Source organism: Ruegeria sp. F11 (assembly GCF_056533855.1).
The window spans coordinates 160,681-179,309 of the sequence record NZ_JBQFOW010000008.1 but is presented as its reverse complement, the minus strand read 5'-3'; the positions used below and the strand labels follow the sequence as shown (position 1 = coordinate 179,309).

Here is an 18,629-nt window from a genome sequence, read left to right as displayed (position 1 = left end):
AGCCGGATGAGCGTGGGTAAAGTTGTGCCACTCCAGCCAGTGATTGATACTTTGCTGAGGTAGAACTTGACCGGTAGTGACCTTTGTCTCACGCCCACTGCGAGACAAATCAAACGACGAACGAGCGGCCATTTTGATTTCCTATGGCCGCTCGTTTCATTTCCGTCCGAACAAGGCAGCAGCCTTACGGTTATGCCATCACGAGGTTTGTGCGTGGTTCCCGAAATACATGAATTCTTTGTCCATTCCAGCGACCTCGCCCGCGTCGAGCGAGAGACTGGGACCGTCCAGCATCTTGTAGCTGGCTTGCGACTTAACCCACTCATCCGCGTCCTGAAGCGTCGTCAGAGTGTAGCTGGTCGTTTCACTCAGATAGTGCGTTGGGATGATCACTTTGGGGTTCAGACGCGAAACGATGTCATCGCCTTGGCCGTAGCTCAGGATATGTTGCGAGCCATCGACCGGCAGGGTCAGAATGTCGATCTCACCAATGGCATCCCAGAATTCCTGCGGCGGGTTGTGCCGGTTGTCACCCCAGATCAGGGTTCGCAGGCCACCGGCCTCGATCACGTAGACCACCATGTCCATATGGCTGACGTTGTTGGGCGGGCAGGCCTCGACACCGAATTCGGCCAGAGCATTCGTCCAATTGTACCATCCCGGAGCCTTGCAGGCGTGTTTGTCGGCAAACCCGGTGATCTTGATGTCGGCGAATTCAAAATTGCCGACCATCCGGTCCAGAACCATGGTCGAGACAGGCCGGTGAATGGCGTCGTGATCGAAATGGGTATGGGTGGACATACAGATGTCGACCGGAGTTTCCGGGAATTCATTCTTGAACCACAGACCCCAAGCCCCGGACGGATCATCGCGCCACGGATCGAACAGGACCGTTGCCCCGCTGGGTGAAGTAAACTTCAAGGCACAATGGCCGTAGAAATCAATGCCCAGATCGCCGTCGACTGCAGTGCCGGTGGTCTTTTGCAGTTCGATGACGCCGTTGTTGTTGCCCGGCTGCGTCCAGTCGGTCGATTGCGCTTGTGCCGAAGTTGTGGACAAAAGCGAGGCAGCCCCGCCTACGCCCGCTGCTCCGGCCGCGATGAAGAAGGATCGGCGCGATAGGCCTTGTGTCAACTCGTCTTTCTGACCATTGATCAATGTTGGCTTGAGGTTAAGATCTTCTCTTTCCATTTTGTGTTTCCCCGTTGAAGTTGGGCTCTGGTTCCGGCCCGGGAAAAGCCTAACAGCGCGTCGACTGTAAGCTGACATGGGAAAAGAAAGGGGAAAACATGGGGGAAAAACCCATGTTTACTGAATGGAAAGCAGCTTGCTGCGCAGGTTCTGGCCGGACTTTCTCAGTCCAAGCTTTTTCCGAATGTTGTTCCGGTGGAACTCAATTGTGCTTGGCTCGCGGGCCAAAGTGGCCGCGATATCCTTGGTGGTGTGCCCGCGCATGACCATCAGTGCGATCTCTTGCTCGGCGGGCGTCAGGTCTTCGATTACATCAGCCAGACGATCTGACACCGAGGATGTAACCGATCTTAGGTTGTCTTCCAGAAGGTCCAAGTACAGCATTGCGCGCGGGTTTCCGGTCAGACGGCCACGCAACTTTGCAACGACTGGCGCCACGAGGCCTTTTATCTTGCGAGCGACCCGTCTTTCGTATTCGTCCTTCGATTGCTCCACGTTCTCGAGAAGAACGCGCAAGGCAATGTTTGCCTCTTCCAACTCGGCGGTGCGTTCATCTACCCGGTTTTCCAGCTGGTCCAGACTGTCCTGAAGCTGACGCTCAAGCCGCGCGCGGGTGTCTGCCTCGACCAGCAGTTTCAGGTCGGCCTCGATGACCCGTGCAAATTCCCTCAACCCCTCGAGAAACAACATCGCCTTGGGATTGCGTCGCTTGTCTAGAACACAAATCGTACCGAACACAGTTTTGTCGGGCCAATAAAGCGGATAGCCGGCATAGAAACTCATGCCATGTTCCATGTCGTCATTGTCTGCCCATTCGGCATCGTGGGTGGCATCTTCCACCAGCAATTCGCCATGTTTCAAAACGCCGTGGCAATACAGTTTTTCATGCAGCTTGAACCTCAATCCGACCTTGTAGGGGCTGTCCTTCGTGTCGTTTGCAACAAACACAGAATGGTGCGGGGAATGCGTTCGCATGACCAGACTGGCAGGAACATCCGCCAAGTTGGCGATCAGATTTACGATTCGCTGCCAACTTTGAACCGTTTCCTTGGGTATCTCGGGCGTTTGTCGATCCATCTTGCCTTCCAGCCTTCTGACACTCTGTGAGCGAATTAATCTGTTCGATCGTTTGGCCAAGGGACCTCAATCTACCCCTGACCGACGGCAATCCGATGTATTCCCTGTATTGCAGAACGGCTACTTGCGAACATCTTACCCGTTTCAAGACCAGTGTGTCATCGACCGGCGTTGAGGCAAAGTTGTAATACCAATCCGCCTGAGCCGACATTGGTTGAGTTGCAGGCGAGTATGGCGAAGGCCTGCAATCGCATCGTTCGCTTTCAAAAGATGACAAAACTTGAGCGCTGACATACTCTTACCGCATGGGACCCCGCCTTGCCGTGATCTTGATGGCCGACATGGTCGGCTACACATCCGCGATGGAGGCGGATCAGTCGGGCGCAATCGAGTTGGTCCGTGAACTTCGGGATAGGCACCTAGAACCCGAGGCCGTACGACGCGGCGGCGAGATACTCAAGCGGATGGGCGATGGGTGGATCATAGCTTTTCCATCGGTGTCAGCTGCCATCGAAACCGCCCAGTCCGTGCAACTGGCATTGGCCAGTCATGAGAAAATAAGGCTGCGGATGGCTGCGCATCTGGGCGAGATCGTTCAGGATGAGACCGACATTTATGGTGCAGGCATCAACATCACTGCGCGCCTACAGACCGAGGCGCCACCGGGCGGTGTGATGATCTCGGAAGACCTCAAGCGGCAGTTGGACGAACGGCTTGCCGAGGGATTCAGCGATGCCGGGACCTTCGATCTGAAGAACCTCGCAAATCCGGTGAACGGGTTTCAGTGGCGACCCAAAGCGACGCGCGACATTGCGCATACCGATTTGCCCTCGATTGCAGTGGAGCCGGTTACAAGCGCCCCGGAAACACAAGAGACGCTTGAGGTCTGCGCCGATTTGCAAGAGCAACTGGTTCACAGGCTTTCGCGCCGCACCGGCGTGCGCGTGATCGCAACGGATGCGACATTCGAGACCGAGGCGACCTATAGTTTGAAGTGCAGGTTGCGCTGCAGAAACCGTGAGGCACGGATATCTTCAACCCTGACCCGCCTTGGCGACGGGCAGGTGACCTGGTCGCGCTTTTTGAACGGAGATGCGCAGGATCTGTTTGAACTGACCGACCGGGCCGCTGAACAGCTTTCAGACGCGTTGCGCCTACAGATCAACGCCTTTGACGGCGACCGATTGAGCGACATTCCGGACGATCAACTCAGCCCCAGCGAGCTGAGATCCCGCGCGGCCATGCTGTTCTATCGTGCCACGGTCGAGGATTATCACAATGCCGGTAAACTGCTCGAGCGGGCGCTGCGCCTTGATCCCGAGAATGGGTCCGGGCTAGCCATGTGGTGCGAGGCCAAACTGTACCCGTTAGAGGCCTGTTATCGCGAGGCTGGTCCGGACCTGCGCACGCGGATCATCGAGGCAGCGAATAAGGCTGTACAGGCCGCGCCACGCTCGGACTATTGCTGGTACACGCGGGCGCAGGTGCGCGCGCGCATCGCGGGTGATCTGCATGGTGCACGGAAGGACATTGAGCGGGTTATTCGGCTGAACCCGAGCTACGTTCTGGGCATGGAGGCCAGCGGTTACACCGAACTTATTGCGGGCAACTGGGAGGCTGCCCAGAAGAGTTTAGTTGACGCTGTCGATCGCTCCGCCGAAGATCCCTTTCTGCCCTATCGGCTTTATCCGCTGGCGATTGCCCACATGATGGCAGGCGATCAGCAACGAGCGATTGAGGCCATCTCGGACGCGACGGAAATGCGCCCGCACTCCCGGCATTTGTGGTTGGTAACGGCGTGGATTCTCAGAAATTCGGGGCGGCAGGCCGATGCCGAAACAGCTGCGGAGCGGGCCGAAACGCTGCCAGAGAAGGCAGATATCCTCGCCCAAAACCTACATCTGCCTGACCCGGTCAGAGAGGCCATTGGTCTGCCCGTCGGGCCGATCCCGGCATAGCCCATCGAAACTACCCTGCGCCGAAGCAAAAAGCGGGGGCTGGAAAGGCCCCTAGCGATCTCAGGTTTCAGCCGGCGCATAACTCCCGTCTTCGCGGTGCACCTCGCGCCCACTTAACGGTGGGGTGAAGACGCAGACAAGCCGCAAGTCAGCGTCTGTAGCCCGGACCACGTGCCGGTCATGCCGATCCAGTGCATAGAGGGTGAACGGTTCAAGAGCATTCCAGGTTTCGTTGTCAAACGCCCTGACCTGACCCTTACCCTCGATGCAATAACACGCCTCTAGATGATGGGTGTATTCAAGCTCAAGCTCTGCTCCTTTTTTGATGATCGTATCCGTCAGAGAAAACCCCATTCCATCAGAGGCCAGCAGCAACCTTCTGCTGCTCCAACCCGGGCCGGAAACGTCCCGATCTGTTTCAAGGATATCTTTCAGTGCCGTAACGATCATGTTTCACCGCCTATTTGCTAACGTACCGCGCGATTCATACCACCATCGGACAGAATACTCTGCCCGTTGATATATCGGGCTGCGTCGCTGGCGAGAAACACGCAGGCTTGCCCAATTTCTTCGAATGTTGCGGGCCGCTGGGCAGGGATTTCCCGACGGGCGCGTTCGGAAAGGTTCACGTTTTCGCAGAACCCAGGAAGCAGGTTGTTCATGCGGATGTTGTGCCGCGCGTAACGATCCCCGTATAGCTTTGAGAAACTGTGCAATGCGCCGCGCAACATGCTCATTGGATAGGGCGCACGTGGTTCGACCGCGTTCATGGACGAGATGTTTACGAAAGCGCCGCCGCCTTGTTCGATCAGAATAGGGGTGACGATGCGGGCGATTTTGACGACGTTCAGCACGTACATGTCCAGACTTTCGTGCCACAATTCGTCACTGAGTTCCAAAAGCGGCCCATCAAAGTCGGGATCAAATCCCACCGTCTTGATGGCCTCCGGCACCGTTCCGCCGTGGCCCATGTTGCTGACGATTGCATCTATTCGGCCATATTTGCTCATGGTGTCGTCGATCATTGCTTGCAGATCGTCCACATCCAGCACCGAGCCTCGGCGACCAATCCCTCCAAGCTCCTCAGCCAGTTCCACAGACCGGTTGGACGGAGACATCAGCGAGACTTTGTATCCAGCCTTTGCCATTTCGATGGCGCAGCCCCGACCGATCCCTTGTCCTGTGCCTGTCATCAAAGCGACTTTGACCTCGGGCATAGTGTTTCCTTTCGTTGAGCGCGTTGCGTGTGAGGTTTTTTGAGATGAAATCAGTGTAACTACTCGAGAACAAACGCGCCTATCGAGTTTTGAGGCTTTGCTGTTAGATTTCCTCACATGGCAGAAAACCTCAGGCACCTTCGTGCCCTTCAAGCCTTTGACGAAACCGCGACTCACTCCAGCCTGACCAAGGCAGCGGATGTTCTGAACGTCACCCACGGGGCGATCAGTCGGCAGATCAAGCTGCTGGAACTGCACCTTGGCGTGACGCTGTTTCACCGTCGCCCCAATGGCGTTGAGCTGACCAAGGCCGGGGAACGCCTGCATCAGTCAACACGTGGGGCATTTTCTGCCCTGCAACTGGGCGTCATGGAGGTGAAGCGGTTACATCACCGCCAGTCGATTACGGTGTCTCTGTCCACATCACTTGCGCTTAAATGGCTGGTCCCGTTGCTCAGTTCGTTTCAGCAGGAACATCCAGGTATCGCTTTGTTGCTGGACACCAATGATGCCTTCGCGGACTTTGATACGTCCGAGGTCGATGTCGCCCTGCGGTTTGGGGAACCCGGTTGGGACGGGCTGTATCATGAGCAAATACGAAAAGAGGAACTGGTTGTTGTTGCTGCGCCGTCTCTTGTGCAGAAAACGCAGTTGCCAATGCGTGCCTGCGATGTGGCCGACCTGCCATTGCTGCAAGATGCCTTCAACGTCGGTTGGGAAAGCTGGGCCGCGCAAGTTGGGCTTGGAACAGATCGGATCAATGCGCAGAGCATCAAATACGTAGACAGCGCGGTTCTGTTGGAGGCGGCGATAGACGGCCAAGGCGTGGCGTTGGCCAGACATCTCTTGGCAGAGAGGGATTTGGAGCTTGGTCGGTTGATCCGCCTGGATGAAACCAGCGTTCCCTTGGACCGAGCGCTATACTTTGTCTGCCGCCCCGGCGATCAGGAGCGGGTCACGGTGAGAATTTTCAAGAAATGGCTCATGTCGATTTGAGTTCTGCGTTCAAATTGGAACCCTTCGAAAGCGGTTGATGGTGCATGAAACTCCGAGGCCGGCTTGGGCGTAGTGCGTGCGAATTCTCCCCCAAAAGCATGAGGAAGATCACCGGCTTTGGGTTATTTTCATTGCTTGGGAAAACTGAAACTACTTAGGTTTCGATGAGCGCAATTGGCTGGTACGTCTGCCTCAAAAACGGCGCGCGCTTGTGGTTGAGCGCGCGCTTGCATTTCTCATATTCACCGAGATCAGTGATACAGTCGGTGCATTGTCCGGAATCCAAGGCCCCGCATCAATGGTGGTGATGGCCGTGCCCTCCGTGATGGTGCGGATGCCCGTGGCCGTTTCCATGCGGATGCTGGTTGGGGGCGGGCTGATACAGCCGGTTGGGATAGTACGGGCCATAGTGACATGCCGGGTCCTGAGGCGCGTGATAGCAGTACGGTCCCGGAACGGGATGGTAAGGGTGGTACGGATGGTAATACTGGTTCCAGTAGGCGAACCACGGATAGGCTTGGTAATGGTTTTCCCAATAGGCCTGACTGAATTCCACAATCGCAATTCCCAGAGCGGCGGCAACAACCGGGTTCATGACTTTTTTTGTGCCGTCGCTTTCGGTCAGAATGTAATTGGATGAAATCCAGCCTCTGGCGCTATTCCACCCCGTGTCGCACCAGCTATAGCCTGTCTGACAGCCGTAAATCTCGATCGTCGCATCTTGCGGCAGCGTCGCGACGACAGGATAGTTTGTACCGGGTCCGGCGCGCATGTGGACTGATGTGGTTGTGAAGCCCTGTGTCTGGGACAGGGCGGCGGTTGCCAGTAGCGGCAGAAATAGAGCGATCTTAATGGTGAGCAGCAATTGTTTCATCGGATTCCCTGTTTGAATTTGGGTTTTGCAGAAACTACACCGTTCCTGTTGATCTCAGTCAAGGCTCTCTTGTCCTCGTTCACGCTTGCGTTCAATCAGACCCGGTTGTGCCGCTTGACGGACCTCTCAAAGCCTTTTTACTTTGCCGGATGCTCGGGCTTGTGAACTGCACGCAAAGCTTGGCGTATCAGGTTCAAGTTATTCACCTAGAACTTGCAATCGATTTCGTTAGGGTCTGACTTCAAGATGCACAACCTCGCAGAACATTTTGCAAGTCTTGTTGAAAACTACGGGCTCATCGCCTTGTTCCCTACGATTTTCTTTGAGACGTTTGGGTTGCCCCTTCCGGGCGAAAGCGCCTTGGTTGCAACATCGGCGCTTGCGGCAAAAGGGTCTTTGAACATCGTCGCGGTCGCAGTGGTTGCAACGGTTGCGGCCATTGCCGGGGATAACGTTGCCTACCTGATTGGGCGCAGATATGGCCGAGCGGCCATCCTGACCTACGGGGCGCGTTTCGGTATCACAGAGGCAAAGTATGAAACCGCAGAACGCGTGATAGAGAAATACGGGGCCTATGTCGTGGCGTGCGCGCGTTTCTTCGTGTTGCTGCGGCAACTCAATGGGTTGGTTGCTGGATCCGCAGACATGCCATGGGCAAAGTTTTTCATTGCAAACGTGGTGGGCTCGGCTGTTTGGGTCATTTTCTGGACTACACTCGCATATCAGTTCGGGCAGCACCTTTCTCTGCTACACAACGTTCTGCATCACATTTCGCTGGTCGGAGCCGTTTTGATACCCGTGGTCTTAGTGCTGATATTTGTATTTGGCCGCAGCGCGATAAAAAGGGCCTGATCCTTTGGCGCAAAAACAACCCGAAATTGACAAAGTACAGCATAGTTGGGCTTTGCGATTGCCCTAGGGATAGTAGTGAACCCATTGTGCTGGTTGCTACTTTTAAGCTCGCGCCAGCATTGCCCAATGGTGCGGACTTGGCGTTTGAACATGATACCTCTACTGGCCCGTCTGAAACCGGTTCGAAGTAACCCGACGCCCCCTCAGCGGATCACAAACGGGTTCGACATCGGCTGATCTGACGTGTTCAGCCAGACTGTTTTGGTTCGCGTATAATCGTGAATGGCCTCGACACCGGCTTCTCTGCCGTAACCGGATTGATTGTAACCACCGAAGGGGGCAATCGGCGACACAGCGCGGTAGGTGTTGATCCAGCAAATTCCCGATTTCAAACGAGATGAAACGCGATGGGCGCGGGCGACGTTTTCGGTGAAAATGCCGGTTCCAAGCCCAAACGGTGTGTCGTTGGCCAATGCGATGGCTTCCTCTTCCGTTTCGAAAGGCAGCAGCGACATTATGGGGCCGAACATCTCGACCTTCAGCGTCTCGGTCTCGGGGCTTGAGCATTCCACCAGCGTCGGGGCCATGTAATTGCCCGCCCGATCCAGTGGTGCCCCACCAAAACGGATGCGCGCGCCTTGGTCTGCGGCCTTGGCCAAGGTTGCCTGAATTCTGGCAACCTGAGCTTCGGTGCAGAGCGGGCCGACATGTGTGGAAGGCTCCAAAGGGTCTCCGACGATGGCATCCTGCATCTTTTCTTCGATCTTGGCGGTGAGGGCTTCCAGAACCGGGCGATGTATCAGCCCCCGAGAACCGGCCACGCAGCTTTGGCCGGAGGCACCGAAGTTTCCCGCAATCAGGCCGTTGGCCGCGCCATCAAGATTAGCATCGTCAAAAACGATGATCGGAGATTTGCCGCCCAGTTCCAACGTGGTCACCGCGAAGTTCTCAGCCGAGTTGCGCACCACGTGACGCGCCGTCTCAGGCCCACCGGTAAAGGCGATCCGGTCCACGTCCGGGTGCCGGGTGAGGGGGATGGCACAGTTTTCTGCATCTCCTGTTATGACCGACACAACACCCGGCGGAAATCCGGCTTCATCGATCAGGCGCGCGAACTCCAGCAATGGGGCAGGCGCAATTTCGGATGCCTTCAGTACGACCGAACAACCGGCAGCAAGCGCCGGTCCAAGCTTGGTTGCGGTCAGGAACATCTGGGCGTTCCAGGGCACGATTGCGACCACCACACCGATGGGCTCGCGCCGGGTAAAGACATGCATATCCGGCTTGTCGATTGGCAGCACTGCGCCTTCGATCTTGTCCGCAAGCCCTGCGTAATAGCGGTAGTAGTCACCGACATAGGCCGTCTGGGCTGCGGTTTCGGCCAGTAGCTTTCCGCTATCTGTCGTCTCTAGCTCGCCAAGACGTCTGGCGTTTTTCTCGATCAGTTCCGCAAGCCGGAACAACAGCTTACCGCGTGCAGTTTGCGTCATGTCGCGCCATTCCGGGTCATTCAGTGACCGACGCGCAGCCGAGATGGCACGGTCCACGTCCTCGGGCGCGGCGCAGGCGAAACTGGACCAGTCCCGACCCGTCGCAGGGTTTTGCGAGGTCATCACTTGCCCGCGTGCCCCCTCGGTCCATGTGCCATCAATGTAGAGTTGAAAGTGTGGTTTCTGCATTGCCGTACCTCACTGAAACTTTGGCATTACATCGTCGATGAAGCGGGCCAGTGATGCACGCTTGCGTTCGAAACTCATGCCGCTGTCGATCCAGAACGAATACTCATCATAGCCCAGATCTTCGTACCGTTTCAGCCGGTCCGTCACCCCGTCTGCGGTTCCGATTGTCAGATCGCGCGCCAGGTTTTCAGGTGCCATCATCGCGTTTGCCGCCATCTCTTCAGCGGTCAGTTCCTGGATCAGCCCCTGCTGGACGGGGCGCTTGTTTTGGAACCAGGCTCCGAAGTAATTGTAGAACCGCGACAGTTCCTGCGCGGCCCGTTCCAGATCCGTATCGTCGCTGCCAACATAGGTATGGTGCAGCAGCATGATCTTGGGGCGGGGGCCGTCATAGCTGGTGCAGGCATCTTTAAAGCGGCCCATCAGCGTTTCGATCTCGTCCATACCCTGCCAGAGCGGCGTCACCTGAATGTTAAAGCCATTGTGCACGCCGAACTCGTGGCTGTTCGGGTCCCTCGCTGCGATCCAGATGGGCGGTCCACCGGGTTGCGCGGGCTTGGGGGCCGAGGTCGTCGCGGGGAATTGGAAGAACTCACCCTCATGCGCGCAGTCACCGTTCCACAGCTTGGGTAGTAACGGTGTGATCTCTCGCATGCGCTGCCCGGCCTCCCACGCATCCAGACCGGGCATGAGCCGTTCATATTCATAGGAATAGGCCCCGCGCGCGATGCCCAACTCGATCCGGCCACCGGTCATAAGGTCCGCCGCAGCCGTTTCGCCGGCCAGTTTGATCGGGTGCCAGAACGGTGCGACGATTGTGCCGGTGCCGAGCCGCACGTTCTTGGTGTGATGGGCGATATCCACCAGCGACATCAACGGGTTGGGTGCGATGGTGAAATCCATGCCATGATGCTCACCGGTCCAGACAGCGCGCATGCCCGCCTCATCCGCCATCTTGCACAGCTCAATGAACTCTTCATACAGCTTTTCATGGGGTTGGTCGGGGCTTAGCCGTTCCATGTGAGCAAAAAGGGAAAACTCCATCATTCAGGTCCTTTCCGAAAGGCTATGCATGTCGCCCTGTTGCGCGTCGCCCAAGTAAAGCGAAAAGTCGCGGGTTTGGCTTTCCAGCGCAAAACGGGACATCATGGTGGCAATTGGTGGGGTCGCAAAGTTGAGAGACGCCAGATCCTCAATCGCAACGGCCCTGAGTTTGCTATGGCGCGGAAAATCCGATGCAGAGACAAGAATGTAGACATGGTGCGTCGTGGCATCGTCATAGACGGAATAAGCAACGCCCAGACGCGCGTTGATCCCGCGATCTGTCAAATCTTGCCGCAGGCCGTCCCGCAATTGACGCCGGTCGGATAGAGTGACTTGGGGCGGTCGGTATCCGGCATCTGTTTTCTCTAGCAACACACGCCCTGCATGTTCGATGATTGCACCGCAAACGACCTTTCGCCCTGTGGGTTCAAGCGCGCCGCGTTCCAGACCCAGACTGAAATACCTGCCGTTCGCATAGCCCAGCGCAGGGTCTTCGGTATGTGAATACCCCTCGACCTGTCCGATCAGAACGCAATGGTCCCCGGCCTCGACCACTTGATGAGTTCGACAGGCAAACGTGGCGACTGCATTATTGATCAGCGGAACGCCGTGTGCATCGAGGCGATGGTCTGCTTTGGCAAATCTGTCGCCTTTGTAACCCGCGAATGTGTTGGATACGTCTTCCTGCCCCTCGGCCAGTATATTCACGGCAAAGTGGCTGCAGGATGCGAAATGGTCGTACGAAGACAGATTCTTGCCCGGACAGACCAACAGCAGCGGCGGGTCGAGCGAAACTGAAGTAAAGGAATTCGCAGTGAAGCCAAGCGGCGTGCCCGCAACATCGCGGGTTGTCACAACCGTTACGCCTGTCATGAAACTGCCGAATGCACGACGAAGTTCGCGCGGGTCGAGTTTGGTCATGGGTGCACCTCACTCAGAATGTTGGAAATGGCGGCGTTGACCTGCGTTGCATGGGTCATCGGCATCATGTGGGCCGCCCCTTCGACGATCTGCGCGCGCCCCTTCGATGTCGCGCCCGCCATCGCATGCGACATGTCGGGGGTAGAGTTCGGCTCAAGGCTTCCGGTCATGAAAAGCGCGGGGCAGTTGATCTTTTGCAGGTCGTCTGGTTGGGGGAACTGGCTATGGGCAAAGACCGTGTATGCCTGCTTGTAGGCGGCTGGGTTCATGGCTGTCAGCCAATTGCGGCACGCTTCCATTTCAGGAGACGCCGCATCGCCAAACCATCTTTGCAAAGTGCTACTTGGATTGACCTGTGCCCGGCCATCGAGTTCTGCAGCGCGGCTCTGAACCGCCTGCGTCGCCTCGGCACTCCGCTCGAAAATGGCGTTCAAGGCTACGACGCCACCTACTTGCGTTGGAGCTTTGGTGGCCAAATCAAGCGCGATCATCGCGCCCATCGAATGGCCGACCACAAGCACCGGCCCGCTGAGGCTGTACAGCACATTCAGTGCGGCATCGTTGTATTCTGACAAACCGGCATCGTTACCGATCATGGGACTGCCCCCGTGACCAGGCATATCCGGGGCGGTCAGACGGGCGACTGACGCCAACCCGTCCAACTGTGCGCCCCAAGCTTCGGCCCTTAATCCGACGCCATGCAACAGAAGAATATCGGGGCCGGATCCGGTTTGAATTGCGACGAGCCCGCCGATCTCAGACCGCGGCCGGGTTGTCCACGTCATGGCCCAAATCCTTGAGATCCTGATAGCGGTCTCCGATGCGGTGATGCGGTCTGCCCGAGGTTGCCGCCCCCAGAACAACCACGATTTCGTCGTCGCGCGGCGCGTCCGGGATCGAGAATTGAATGGTTAGATAGTGCGAGCGTCGTCCGGCATCGTTCTTGTCCATCAATGGCACCATGATCGGCGCATTCGCCGGACCACGCGTATTGGTAAACGCAAGATAGGATTTTGCACCGACCGCCTGCCGGTAATGGTTGCCGAACCGCAAAGTGTGGATCAGGCCCGAGGCATGCTCGACCTCGCCATTCAGCCCGACAACAGCGGCCTTGCCATAGGCCTCGATGGCGCCGCCGCTTCCGGCCAGCGCGATCATGCGGTCCGTCATCATCTTGCCAAGGATGGGACCATAAGCCTGAATTTCGGGTTTGAGGTCCTCGACATATCGCCCGGCCCAGGGGTTGGTGAGCACTGCGGCCACGGCAAACATCCGCCACGGGGGGGCCGCAGGGCGGAAGCCTTCGACAAGAACCTCCTCATCGTAGGTCACAATCTTACGTATGTCCGGCTGCATCACACCCTCTCCTGTCGCGCGGATTGACGTTAGAAACGGGTGGCGTTTTTGACAAACGATTGAATTATGTGCTTTGCCAGTAAAAAGACTAATGGCTGGCTTGATCAATGGCGAAATCACTTCCACCTCTGACCTGGTTCCGATCCTTCGAGGCGGCGGCTCGGACCTTGAGCTTTACGGCGGCTGCCGAGGAAATTGGCCTTACACAATCGGCGGTCAGCCAGCAGGTGAAATCACTTGAGATGCGTCTGGGCACCACTCTTTTTGTCCGGCGTCCCCGAAGCCTGACCCTGACCGATGCCGGGCGAAAACTACTGCCCGAGGTCGGCAGCGCGCTCGAAGCACTGGCCGCTGCCGCCGGAAGGGTCGATGCCAGCGCTCCCGGAGATACTTTGACCGTGGCGACTTCTGTCAGCATCGCCCAATGGGTTATCGCCCCAAACCTGTCCGAGTTCACCACGCGCTACCCTGAGATCAGCGTGCGGTTGTTGAGTGCGATCTGGCCCGACGATTTTCATGCATCCCAAGCTGATGTTCAGGTCAGGTTCGGGTCGCAGAAACAGGTGGGGCAGGGGGCACAACGCCTGACGCCGGACCGGCTGATCGCTTTTAAATCGCCAACGCTTGTGGGCGACCTGTCTGACCTACCTCTGATCGAGGCGGTCGGCACATCCACCGGGTGGAAGACATGGTTTGAGACGCAGGGTTTGCAGCGTCAGCCGACCGTTTTTGTTGATACATTCGGTATGGCGCTGCAGTTGGCGGTGCATGGCGGCGGTGTCGCCCTGGTCAGTGAACTGCTGGCGAAACACGCGATTGCTACGGGTTTGGTCGAACGCGCACATGGTCACTCGGTCGAAAGCAACGAAGGGTATTATTTATCCTCGAACGCTTCCAACCCCGCTGCCGCGTTGTTTCATAGCTGGTTGCTGGAGCAGGTTGGTGATTGACCAGTCCTGTGCAAAACCTAGCCGTCCGCGCTTTATGGTTTCACGAACAATTTGCGGGGCCGCTTGCACAAACACTCTGCCGGTCCGCTGTCCTTGATCAGGATCGACTCGGTGATCGCAAGGCCCCAGTCGTCCATCCATAGCCCGGGCATGAAGTGAAATGTCATGCCAGCTTCCAGGATCGTTTCATCCTCGGCCCGCAGCGAAATCGTGCGTTCGCCCCAATCCGGTGGATAGCTGAGGCCGATGGGATAGCCGCAACGCGCACCGCGCTCGATGCCCGCGCGTTCCAGTGGGGCCGCAAGCGCTGCGGCAATGTCTTTCGCGCGATTGCCGGGTTTCGCGGCGGCCAGACCGGCCTCTAGTCCTTCGACCAAGGCGGCCTCAGCCCTTTTGAGTTGATCGGGCGGCTGGCCCAGAAACACCGACCGGGTGAACGGCGCATGATAGCGGCGATAGCAGCCCGACAACTCGAAGAAGGTGCATTCGCCACGCTTGAAGACATCCCCGTTCCAGGTCAGGTGGGGCGCGGCGGCGTCTGGTCCCGATGGCACAAGGGGCACGATGGCTGCGTAGTCCCCCCAATCCTCTCCGACGCCGGTGATCGCATCGTGGTAAATCTGAGCGACCATCTCGTTCTTGCGCAGTCCGGGTTCAACGCGGTCAAGGACGCCGTCCACCACAAACTCGGAAATACGGGCGGCTTTGCGCATCAGTGCAATCTCTTCGTCGGATTTCACGGCCCGTTGCCAGTTCACCAAGGCGGTTGCATCAATCAGCGTCGCATTGGGCAACTCGGTCACCAATGTCTGATGGGCCTTGGCCGAATAGTAGTAATTGTCCAGTTCTACTCCAATCCGACTGTTCCCATGCCCACAGTCGGATATCAGCCTCGCCAGATCCTGCATCGGATGCCGCGTGGTCGACTGTACGAAGTGGTCTGCATATCCAAAGACCCGCTCGTCGCTCATCCATACCGTGCGGAGCGCGCCGTTTGTGTCCTGCTGCCGCCCCCACCAGATCGGGTCTGCCTCCAGAAAGATCAGAGCGCCCTGATGGACGTAGAATGACCAGCCCTCGTAGCCGGTGAGCCACCCGATGTTCGAGGGGTCTTCGACAAACAGGCAGTCTAGTCCTTTGGCAGCCATGGCGTCGCGGGTTTTGGCAAGGCGGCGGTCATATTCTGCCGGGCTGAAGGCTGGGTCGGAATGGGTCATTGGCCTCTCCGGTATTACAACAGAGTTTGGTTGACAGAACTCTACCGATCGGCTCACGTCAACGGATGATAGTCGGGGGTTCTATGAAGTCTGCCAGCAATCCAAGCCGGTCACGGCAAGCGTTGTGTACGCACGTTCCACCGCGCACTGACCCAAAGGCCGTGGGATGAGAGGGTTCGAGCCGGCCGAGTTCGCAGCGCGCACCACACGCGCGCAAGAGTTGATGGTTGCCGAAGGTCTGTCGGCGCTGCTGCTGACCACGGAAACCGATGTTCGGTACTTTACCGGATACCTGACCCGGTTCTGGGAAAGCCCGACCCGCCCCTGGTTTCTGATCGTACCTACAGCGGGTAAACCGGTGGCCGTGATCCCCTCAATCGGGGCCGCGCTTATGGGGCAAACCTGGATTGATGACATCCGAACATGGAGCTCGCCCGATCTGCAGGACGACGGTGTCTCGCTACTGGCTGATACATTGGCGGAATTGACGCCTGCGTCGGGTCGGATCGGGATGCCGGACGGTCACGAAACACATGTGCGCATGCCGATGGCGGATATCGACCGCCTGCGAAACAGCCTCGGCCCGCGCCGCCTCACCGGAGATCACGGCATTCTGCGCCAACTGCGTATGGTCAAGTCCGGGGCCGAGATCAGCAAAATCGAAACAGCGTGCAGCATTGCCGGGCGCGCCTTCGCCCGCGTGCCCGAGATCGCCCGGGCCGGTGTGCCGCTGGACGAAATCTTTCGCCGGTTCCAGGTCCTATGTCTAGAAGAGGGTGCCGACTGGGTGCCTTATCTGGCAGGCGGGGCAGAGCAGGGGGGGTACGCGGACGTGATTTCACCCGCTTCGCCCGTGCCGCTGAAGGGTGGCGATGTGCTGATGCTGGACACGGGGCTGGTCTGGGACGGGTTTTTCAGCGACTTCGACCGCAACTGGTCCATTGGCCCGGCGCGGCCAGAGGTGAAATCTGCTCACGCTCAGCTGATCGAAGCGTCGGATGCAGCGTTCGAAATCGCCCGACCGGGCGCGACCGCTGCGGACCTTTTTCATGCGATGAATGCGGTGCTGACCAGAGACTCCGCAGGCACAGATGCCGGACGGCTGGGCCACGGGTTGGGCATGTCACTGACCGAGTGCCCCTCGCTGATTCCGACCGATCACACTGTTCTTGAACCCGGTATGGTGCTGACGCTGGAGCCGGGCATTGCCGTTGGCGACAAGATTCTTGTTCACGAAGAAAACATCGTTGTGACCGACGATGCCCCTCGCTTTATCAGCCCGCGTATCGGGCCGGAGATGATCGAGCTATGACCTACATTCCCTACACGCTGGACGATGACACTGGGACCTCTCCGCTGGGATTGATCGTTCTGCAGGTCGACGAAACGATCGAACCCGAGTTCAGCGCCTATTTCGCCGACCGCGCGTGCCCGCTTCATATCACGCGGATACCCAGCGGGATTGAGGTGACGACGGAAAGCCTGGCCGAAATGGAAAAGGCTCTGCCCGCAGCGGCGGGATTGCTGCCAAACGCGCGACCGTATCGCGTGGTGGGGTATGGCTGCACCTCGGCCAGTTCAGTCATTGGGTCCGAACGTGTGGCCGAGCTTGTGAAGCAGGCGTGCAAAACAGACGAAGTGACAAACCCTTTGCGCGCGGCCACGGCCTGTGCCGCAGACCTTGGCGTGTCCAAATTCGCGTTGCTTTCCCCGTACATTGAAGAGGTCAACGCCCCCCTACGCAACGCCTTTCTGGAAAACGGGATAACGATGGATGTATTCGGAACATTCGGGCAGGCCGAAGAAGCAAAGGTCGCGCGGATTTCCGTCCAGTCTGTGGTCGAAGCCGCGACAAAACTGGGCTCCGACCCGTCGGTTGAAGCCGTTTTTCTGAGCTGCACCAACCTTCGAACTCTCAAGGCGATCCCTGAGATTCGTGACAGGATCGGCAAGCCTGTTCTGTCGAGTAATCAAAGCCTTGCATGGCACATGCGCCGCCTCAACTGTGCTGACTAAATAGTAAATATGACGTGAAAATGTGCAAATGCATCATCTGATGTTGCCAAGTGCCCACCGCATGGTTTTTACTGCGGCCTACTGATCAATGAAATCCGAAGCTCTCGGATAATCATTTGACGCAACAGGGGGTCTTGTGACCGACACAAATAACGACGCCGCGTTTGTTGAATTTCAACGCGTTCAAAAGTCTTATGATGGCGAGAATCTCGTCGTCAAAGACCTCAACCTGGCAATGCCGAAGGGCGAGTTCCTGACCATGCTCGGGCCGTCCGGATCGGGCAAGACGACCTGCCTGATGATGCTTGCCGGATTCGAAACTGCCACCCATGGCGAGATTCTGCTGGATGGCAAACCCATCAACAACATCCCGCCGCACAAACGCGGAATCGGGATGGTGTTCCAGAACTACGCGCTTTTCCCGCATATGACGGTGGCCGAAAACCTGTCGTTCCCGCTAGAGGTCCGCAAGTTGGGTAAGTCTGAGCGAGATCAAAAGGTTCAGCGGGCTCTGGACATGGTGCAAATGGGCCAATTCGGGGGGCGGCGTCCCGCGCAGCTTTCGGGCGGTCAGCAGCAGCGGATCGCACTGGCCCGCGCGCTGGTGTTCGAACCCGAACTTGTGCTGATGGACGAACCGCTGGGCGCGCTCGACAAGCAGCTACGAGAACATATGCAGTTCGAAATCACTCGACTGGCGCATGAGTTGGGTATCACCACCGTCTACGTAACCCACGACCAGACCGAGGCGCTGACCATGTCCGACCGCGTCGCCGTGTTTGACGATGGCCGCATTCAGCAGCTGGCCCCACCGGATCAACTGTATGAAGAGCCTGAAAACAGCTTTGTCGCGCAGTTCATCGGGGAAAACAACACGTTGGAAGGCGTTGTTAAATCGATCGATGGCGCTACCTGCCTTGTGCAACTGGATGACGGCTCGGAAATCGACGCGGTGCCTATCAATGTGCACAATCCGGGCGACCGCACCAAGGTTTCGATCCGGCCCGAGCGGGTGGAGTTTAACAAAGATCGTCTGCACGCCGATGCGCATACGCTGAAGGCAACGGTCAAGGAATTCATCTACATGGGCGATGTGTTCCGCTTCCGCATGTCGGTCGCGGGCAATGACGAGTTCATCGTCAAAACGCGTAACGCCCCCGATGCCATCCGTCTGCAAGCCGGACAAGAGATCGAGATCGGCTGGCTGGCACAGGATTGTCGTGCGCTTGACGCATAGACCAAACCGCGCGGCACAAGCGCGGTTTCACTGAGGGACCGGCT

At 57.6% G+C, this 18,629-nt stretch carries 18 protein-coding genes; 7 read left to right on the top strand and 11 right to left on the bottom strand.

Annotation, left to right across the window (positions count from 1 at the left end):
- Positions 1-198: 198 nt before the first annotated feature.
- Together ACR0NJ_RS12585 and ACR0NJ_RS12580 are read right to left on the bottom strand one after the other, a co-directional pair.
- Entirely contained in the window at positions 199-1,191 is a 993-nt protein-coding gene (locus ACR0NJ_RS12585; RefSeq protein ID WP_480817481.1) for an MBL fold metallo-hydrolase, read from the bottom strand.
- 117 nt (positions 1,192-1,308) lie between these two features.
- Entirely contained in the window at positions 1,309-2,268 is a 960-nt protein-coding gene (locus ACR0NJ_RS12580) for a helix-turn-helix transcriptional regulator (protein WP_480817480.1), read from the bottom strand.
- Between the two features lie 305 nt (positions 2,269-2,573).
- On the opposite strand from ACR0NJ_RS12580, the gene ACR0NJ_RS12575 reads away from it, so the two are divergent.
- The gene (locus ACR0NJ_RS12575; RefSeq protein ID WP_480817479.1) at positions 2,574-4,226 is read left to right on the top strand and encodes an adenylate/guanylate cyclase domain-containing protein; all 1,653 of its coding nucleotides are present in this window, start codon (positions 2,574-2,576) and stop codon (positions 4,224-4,226) included.
- 60 nt (positions 4,227-4,286) lie between these two features.
- Here the strand turns inward: ACR0NJ_RS12575 and ACR0NJ_RS12570 are convergent, their stop codons facing one another.
- Both ACR0NJ_RS12570 and ACR0NJ_RS12565 read right to left on the bottom strand, forming a co-directional pair.
- A complete protein-coding gene (locus tag ACR0NJ_RS12570; protein ID WP_480817478.1) occupies positions 4,287-4,676 on the bottom strand; it encodes an ectoine synthase in 390 nt (129 codons plus the stop codon).
- 17 nt (positions 4,677-4,693) lie between these two features.
- Positions 4,694-5,443 carry an SDR family oxidoreductase gene (locus ACR0NJ_RS12565; protein ID WP_480817477.1) on the bottom strand — a complete coding sequence of 250 codons (750 nt, stop codon included), beginning with the start codon at positions 5,441-5,443 and terminating at the stop codon, positions 4,694-4,696.
- A 117-nt stretch (positions 5,444-5,560) separates the two neighbouring features.
- Here ACR0NJ_RS12565 and ACR0NJ_RS12560 point away from each other — a divergent pair, with 117 nt between their 5' ends.
- Positions 5,561-6,439 carry a LysR substrate-binding domain-containing protein gene (locus ACR0NJ_RS12560; protein ID WP_480817476.1) on the top strand — a complete coding sequence of 293 codons (879 nt, stop codon included), beginning with the start codon at positions 5,561-5,563 and terminating at the stop codon, positions 6,437-6,439.
- Between the two features lie 295 nt (positions 6,440-6,734).
- Here the strand turns inward: ACR0NJ_RS12560 and ACR0NJ_RS12555 are convergent, their stop codons facing one another.
- Positions 6,735-7,313, bottom strand: a complete 579-nt coding sequence (locus ACR0NJ_RS12555) for an SH3 domain-containing protein (RefSeq protein WP_480817475.1) — start codon at positions 7,311-7,313, stop codon at positions 6,735-6,737.
- Between the two features lie 246 nt (positions 7,314-7,559).
- Between ACR0NJ_RS12555 and ACR0NJ_RS12550 the strand changes: the two genes are divergently transcribed.
- Positions 7,560-8,165: a DedA family protein gene (locus ACR0NJ_RS12550; RefSeq protein WP_480817474.1), complete on the top strand. Its 606-nt coding sequence runs from the start codon at positions 7,560-7,562 to the stop codon at positions 8,163-8,165.
- Between the two features lie 203 nt (positions 8,166-8,368).
- Here the strand turns inward: ACR0NJ_RS12550 and ACR0NJ_RS12545 are convergent, their stop codons facing one another.
- From ACR0NJ_RS12545 to ACR0NJ_RS12525, 5 genes are read right to left on the bottom strand one after another with little or no spacing between them, the layout of a single operon-like run.
- The gene (locus ACR0NJ_RS12545) at positions 8,369-9,844 is read right to left on the bottom strand and encodes an aldehyde dehydrogenase (protein WP_480817473.1); all 1,476 of its coding nucleotides are present in this window, start codon (positions 9,842-9,844) and stop codon (positions 8,369-8,371) included.
- A gap of 9 nt (positions 9,845-9,853) precedes the next feature.
- Positions 9,854-10,888: an LLM class flavin-dependent oxidoreductase gene (locus ACR0NJ_RS12540; protein ID WP_480817472.1), complete on the bottom strand. Its 1,035-nt coding sequence runs from the start codon at positions 10,886-10,888 to the stop codon at positions 9,854-9,856.
- Between the two features lie 3 nt (positions 10,889-10,891).
- Positions 10,892-11,809 carry a flavin reductase family protein gene (locus ACR0NJ_RS12535; protein ID WP_480817471.1) on the bottom strand — a complete coding sequence of 306 codons (918 nt, stop codon included), beginning with the start codon at positions 11,807-11,809 and terminating at the stop codon, positions 10,892-10,894.
- The gene (locus ACR0NJ_RS12530; protein WP_480817470.1) at positions 11,806-12,594 is read right to left on the bottom strand and encodes an alpha/beta fold hydrolase; all 789 of its coding nucleotides are present in this window, start codon (positions 12,592-12,594) and stop codon (positions 11,806-11,808) included. Before ACR0NJ_RS12530 ends, ACR0NJ_RS12535 begins: the two co-directional genes overlap by 4 nt.
- Positions 12,566-13,165, bottom strand: a complete 600-nt coding sequence (locus ACR0NJ_RS12525) for an amino acid synthesis family protein (RefSeq protein WP_480817469.1) — start codon at positions 13,163-13,165, stop codon at positions 12,566-12,568. Before ACR0NJ_RS12525 ends, ACR0NJ_RS12530 begins: the two co-directional genes overlap by 29 nt.
- Positions 13,166-13,272: 107 nt before the next feature.
- Here ACR0NJ_RS12525 and ACR0NJ_RS12520 point away from each other — a divergent pair, with 107 nt between their 5' ends.
- Complete coding sequence (locus tag ACR0NJ_RS12520; protein WP_480817468.1) at positions 13,273-14,115, top strand: LysR family transcriptional regulator; 843 nt, start codon at positions 13,273-13,275, stop codon at positions 14,113-14,115.
- A 32-nt stretch (positions 14,116-14,147) separates the two neighbouring features.
- Here the strand turns inward: ACR0NJ_RS12520 and ACR0NJ_RS12515 are convergent, their stop codons facing one another.
- Complete coding sequence (locus tag ACR0NJ_RS12515) at positions 14,148-15,332, bottom strand: M24 family metallopeptidase (RefSeq protein WP_480817467.1); 1,185 nt, start codon at positions 15,330-15,332, stop codon at positions 14,148-14,150.
- A gap of 166 nt (positions 15,333-15,498) precedes the next feature.
- Between ACR0NJ_RS12515 and ACR0NJ_RS12510 the strand changes: the two genes are divergently transcribed.
- The 3 genes from ACR0NJ_RS12510 (at position 15,499) to ACR0NJ_RS12500 (ending at position 18,585) form a co-directional block, all read left to right on the top strand.
- A complete protein-coding gene (locus ACR0NJ_RS12510; protein ID WP_480817466.1) occupies positions 15,499-16,644 on the top strand; it encodes a M24 family metallopeptidase in 1,146 nt (381 codons plus the stop codon).
- Positions 16,641-17,348: a maleate cis-trans isomerase family protein gene (locus tag ACR0NJ_RS12505; protein WP_480817465.1), complete on the top strand. Its 708-nt coding sequence runs from the start codon at positions 16,641-16,643 to the stop codon at positions 17,346-17,348. Before ACR0NJ_RS12510 ends, ACR0NJ_RS12505 begins: the two co-directional genes overlap by 4 nt.
- 136 nt (positions 17,349-17,484) lie before the next feature.
- Entirely contained in the window at positions 17,485-18,585 is a 1,101-nt protein-coding gene (locus ACR0NJ_RS12500; protein WP_480817464.1) for an ABC transporter ATP-binding protein, read from the top strand.
- The last annotated feature ends 44 nt before the right edge of the window (positions 18,586-18,629 follow it).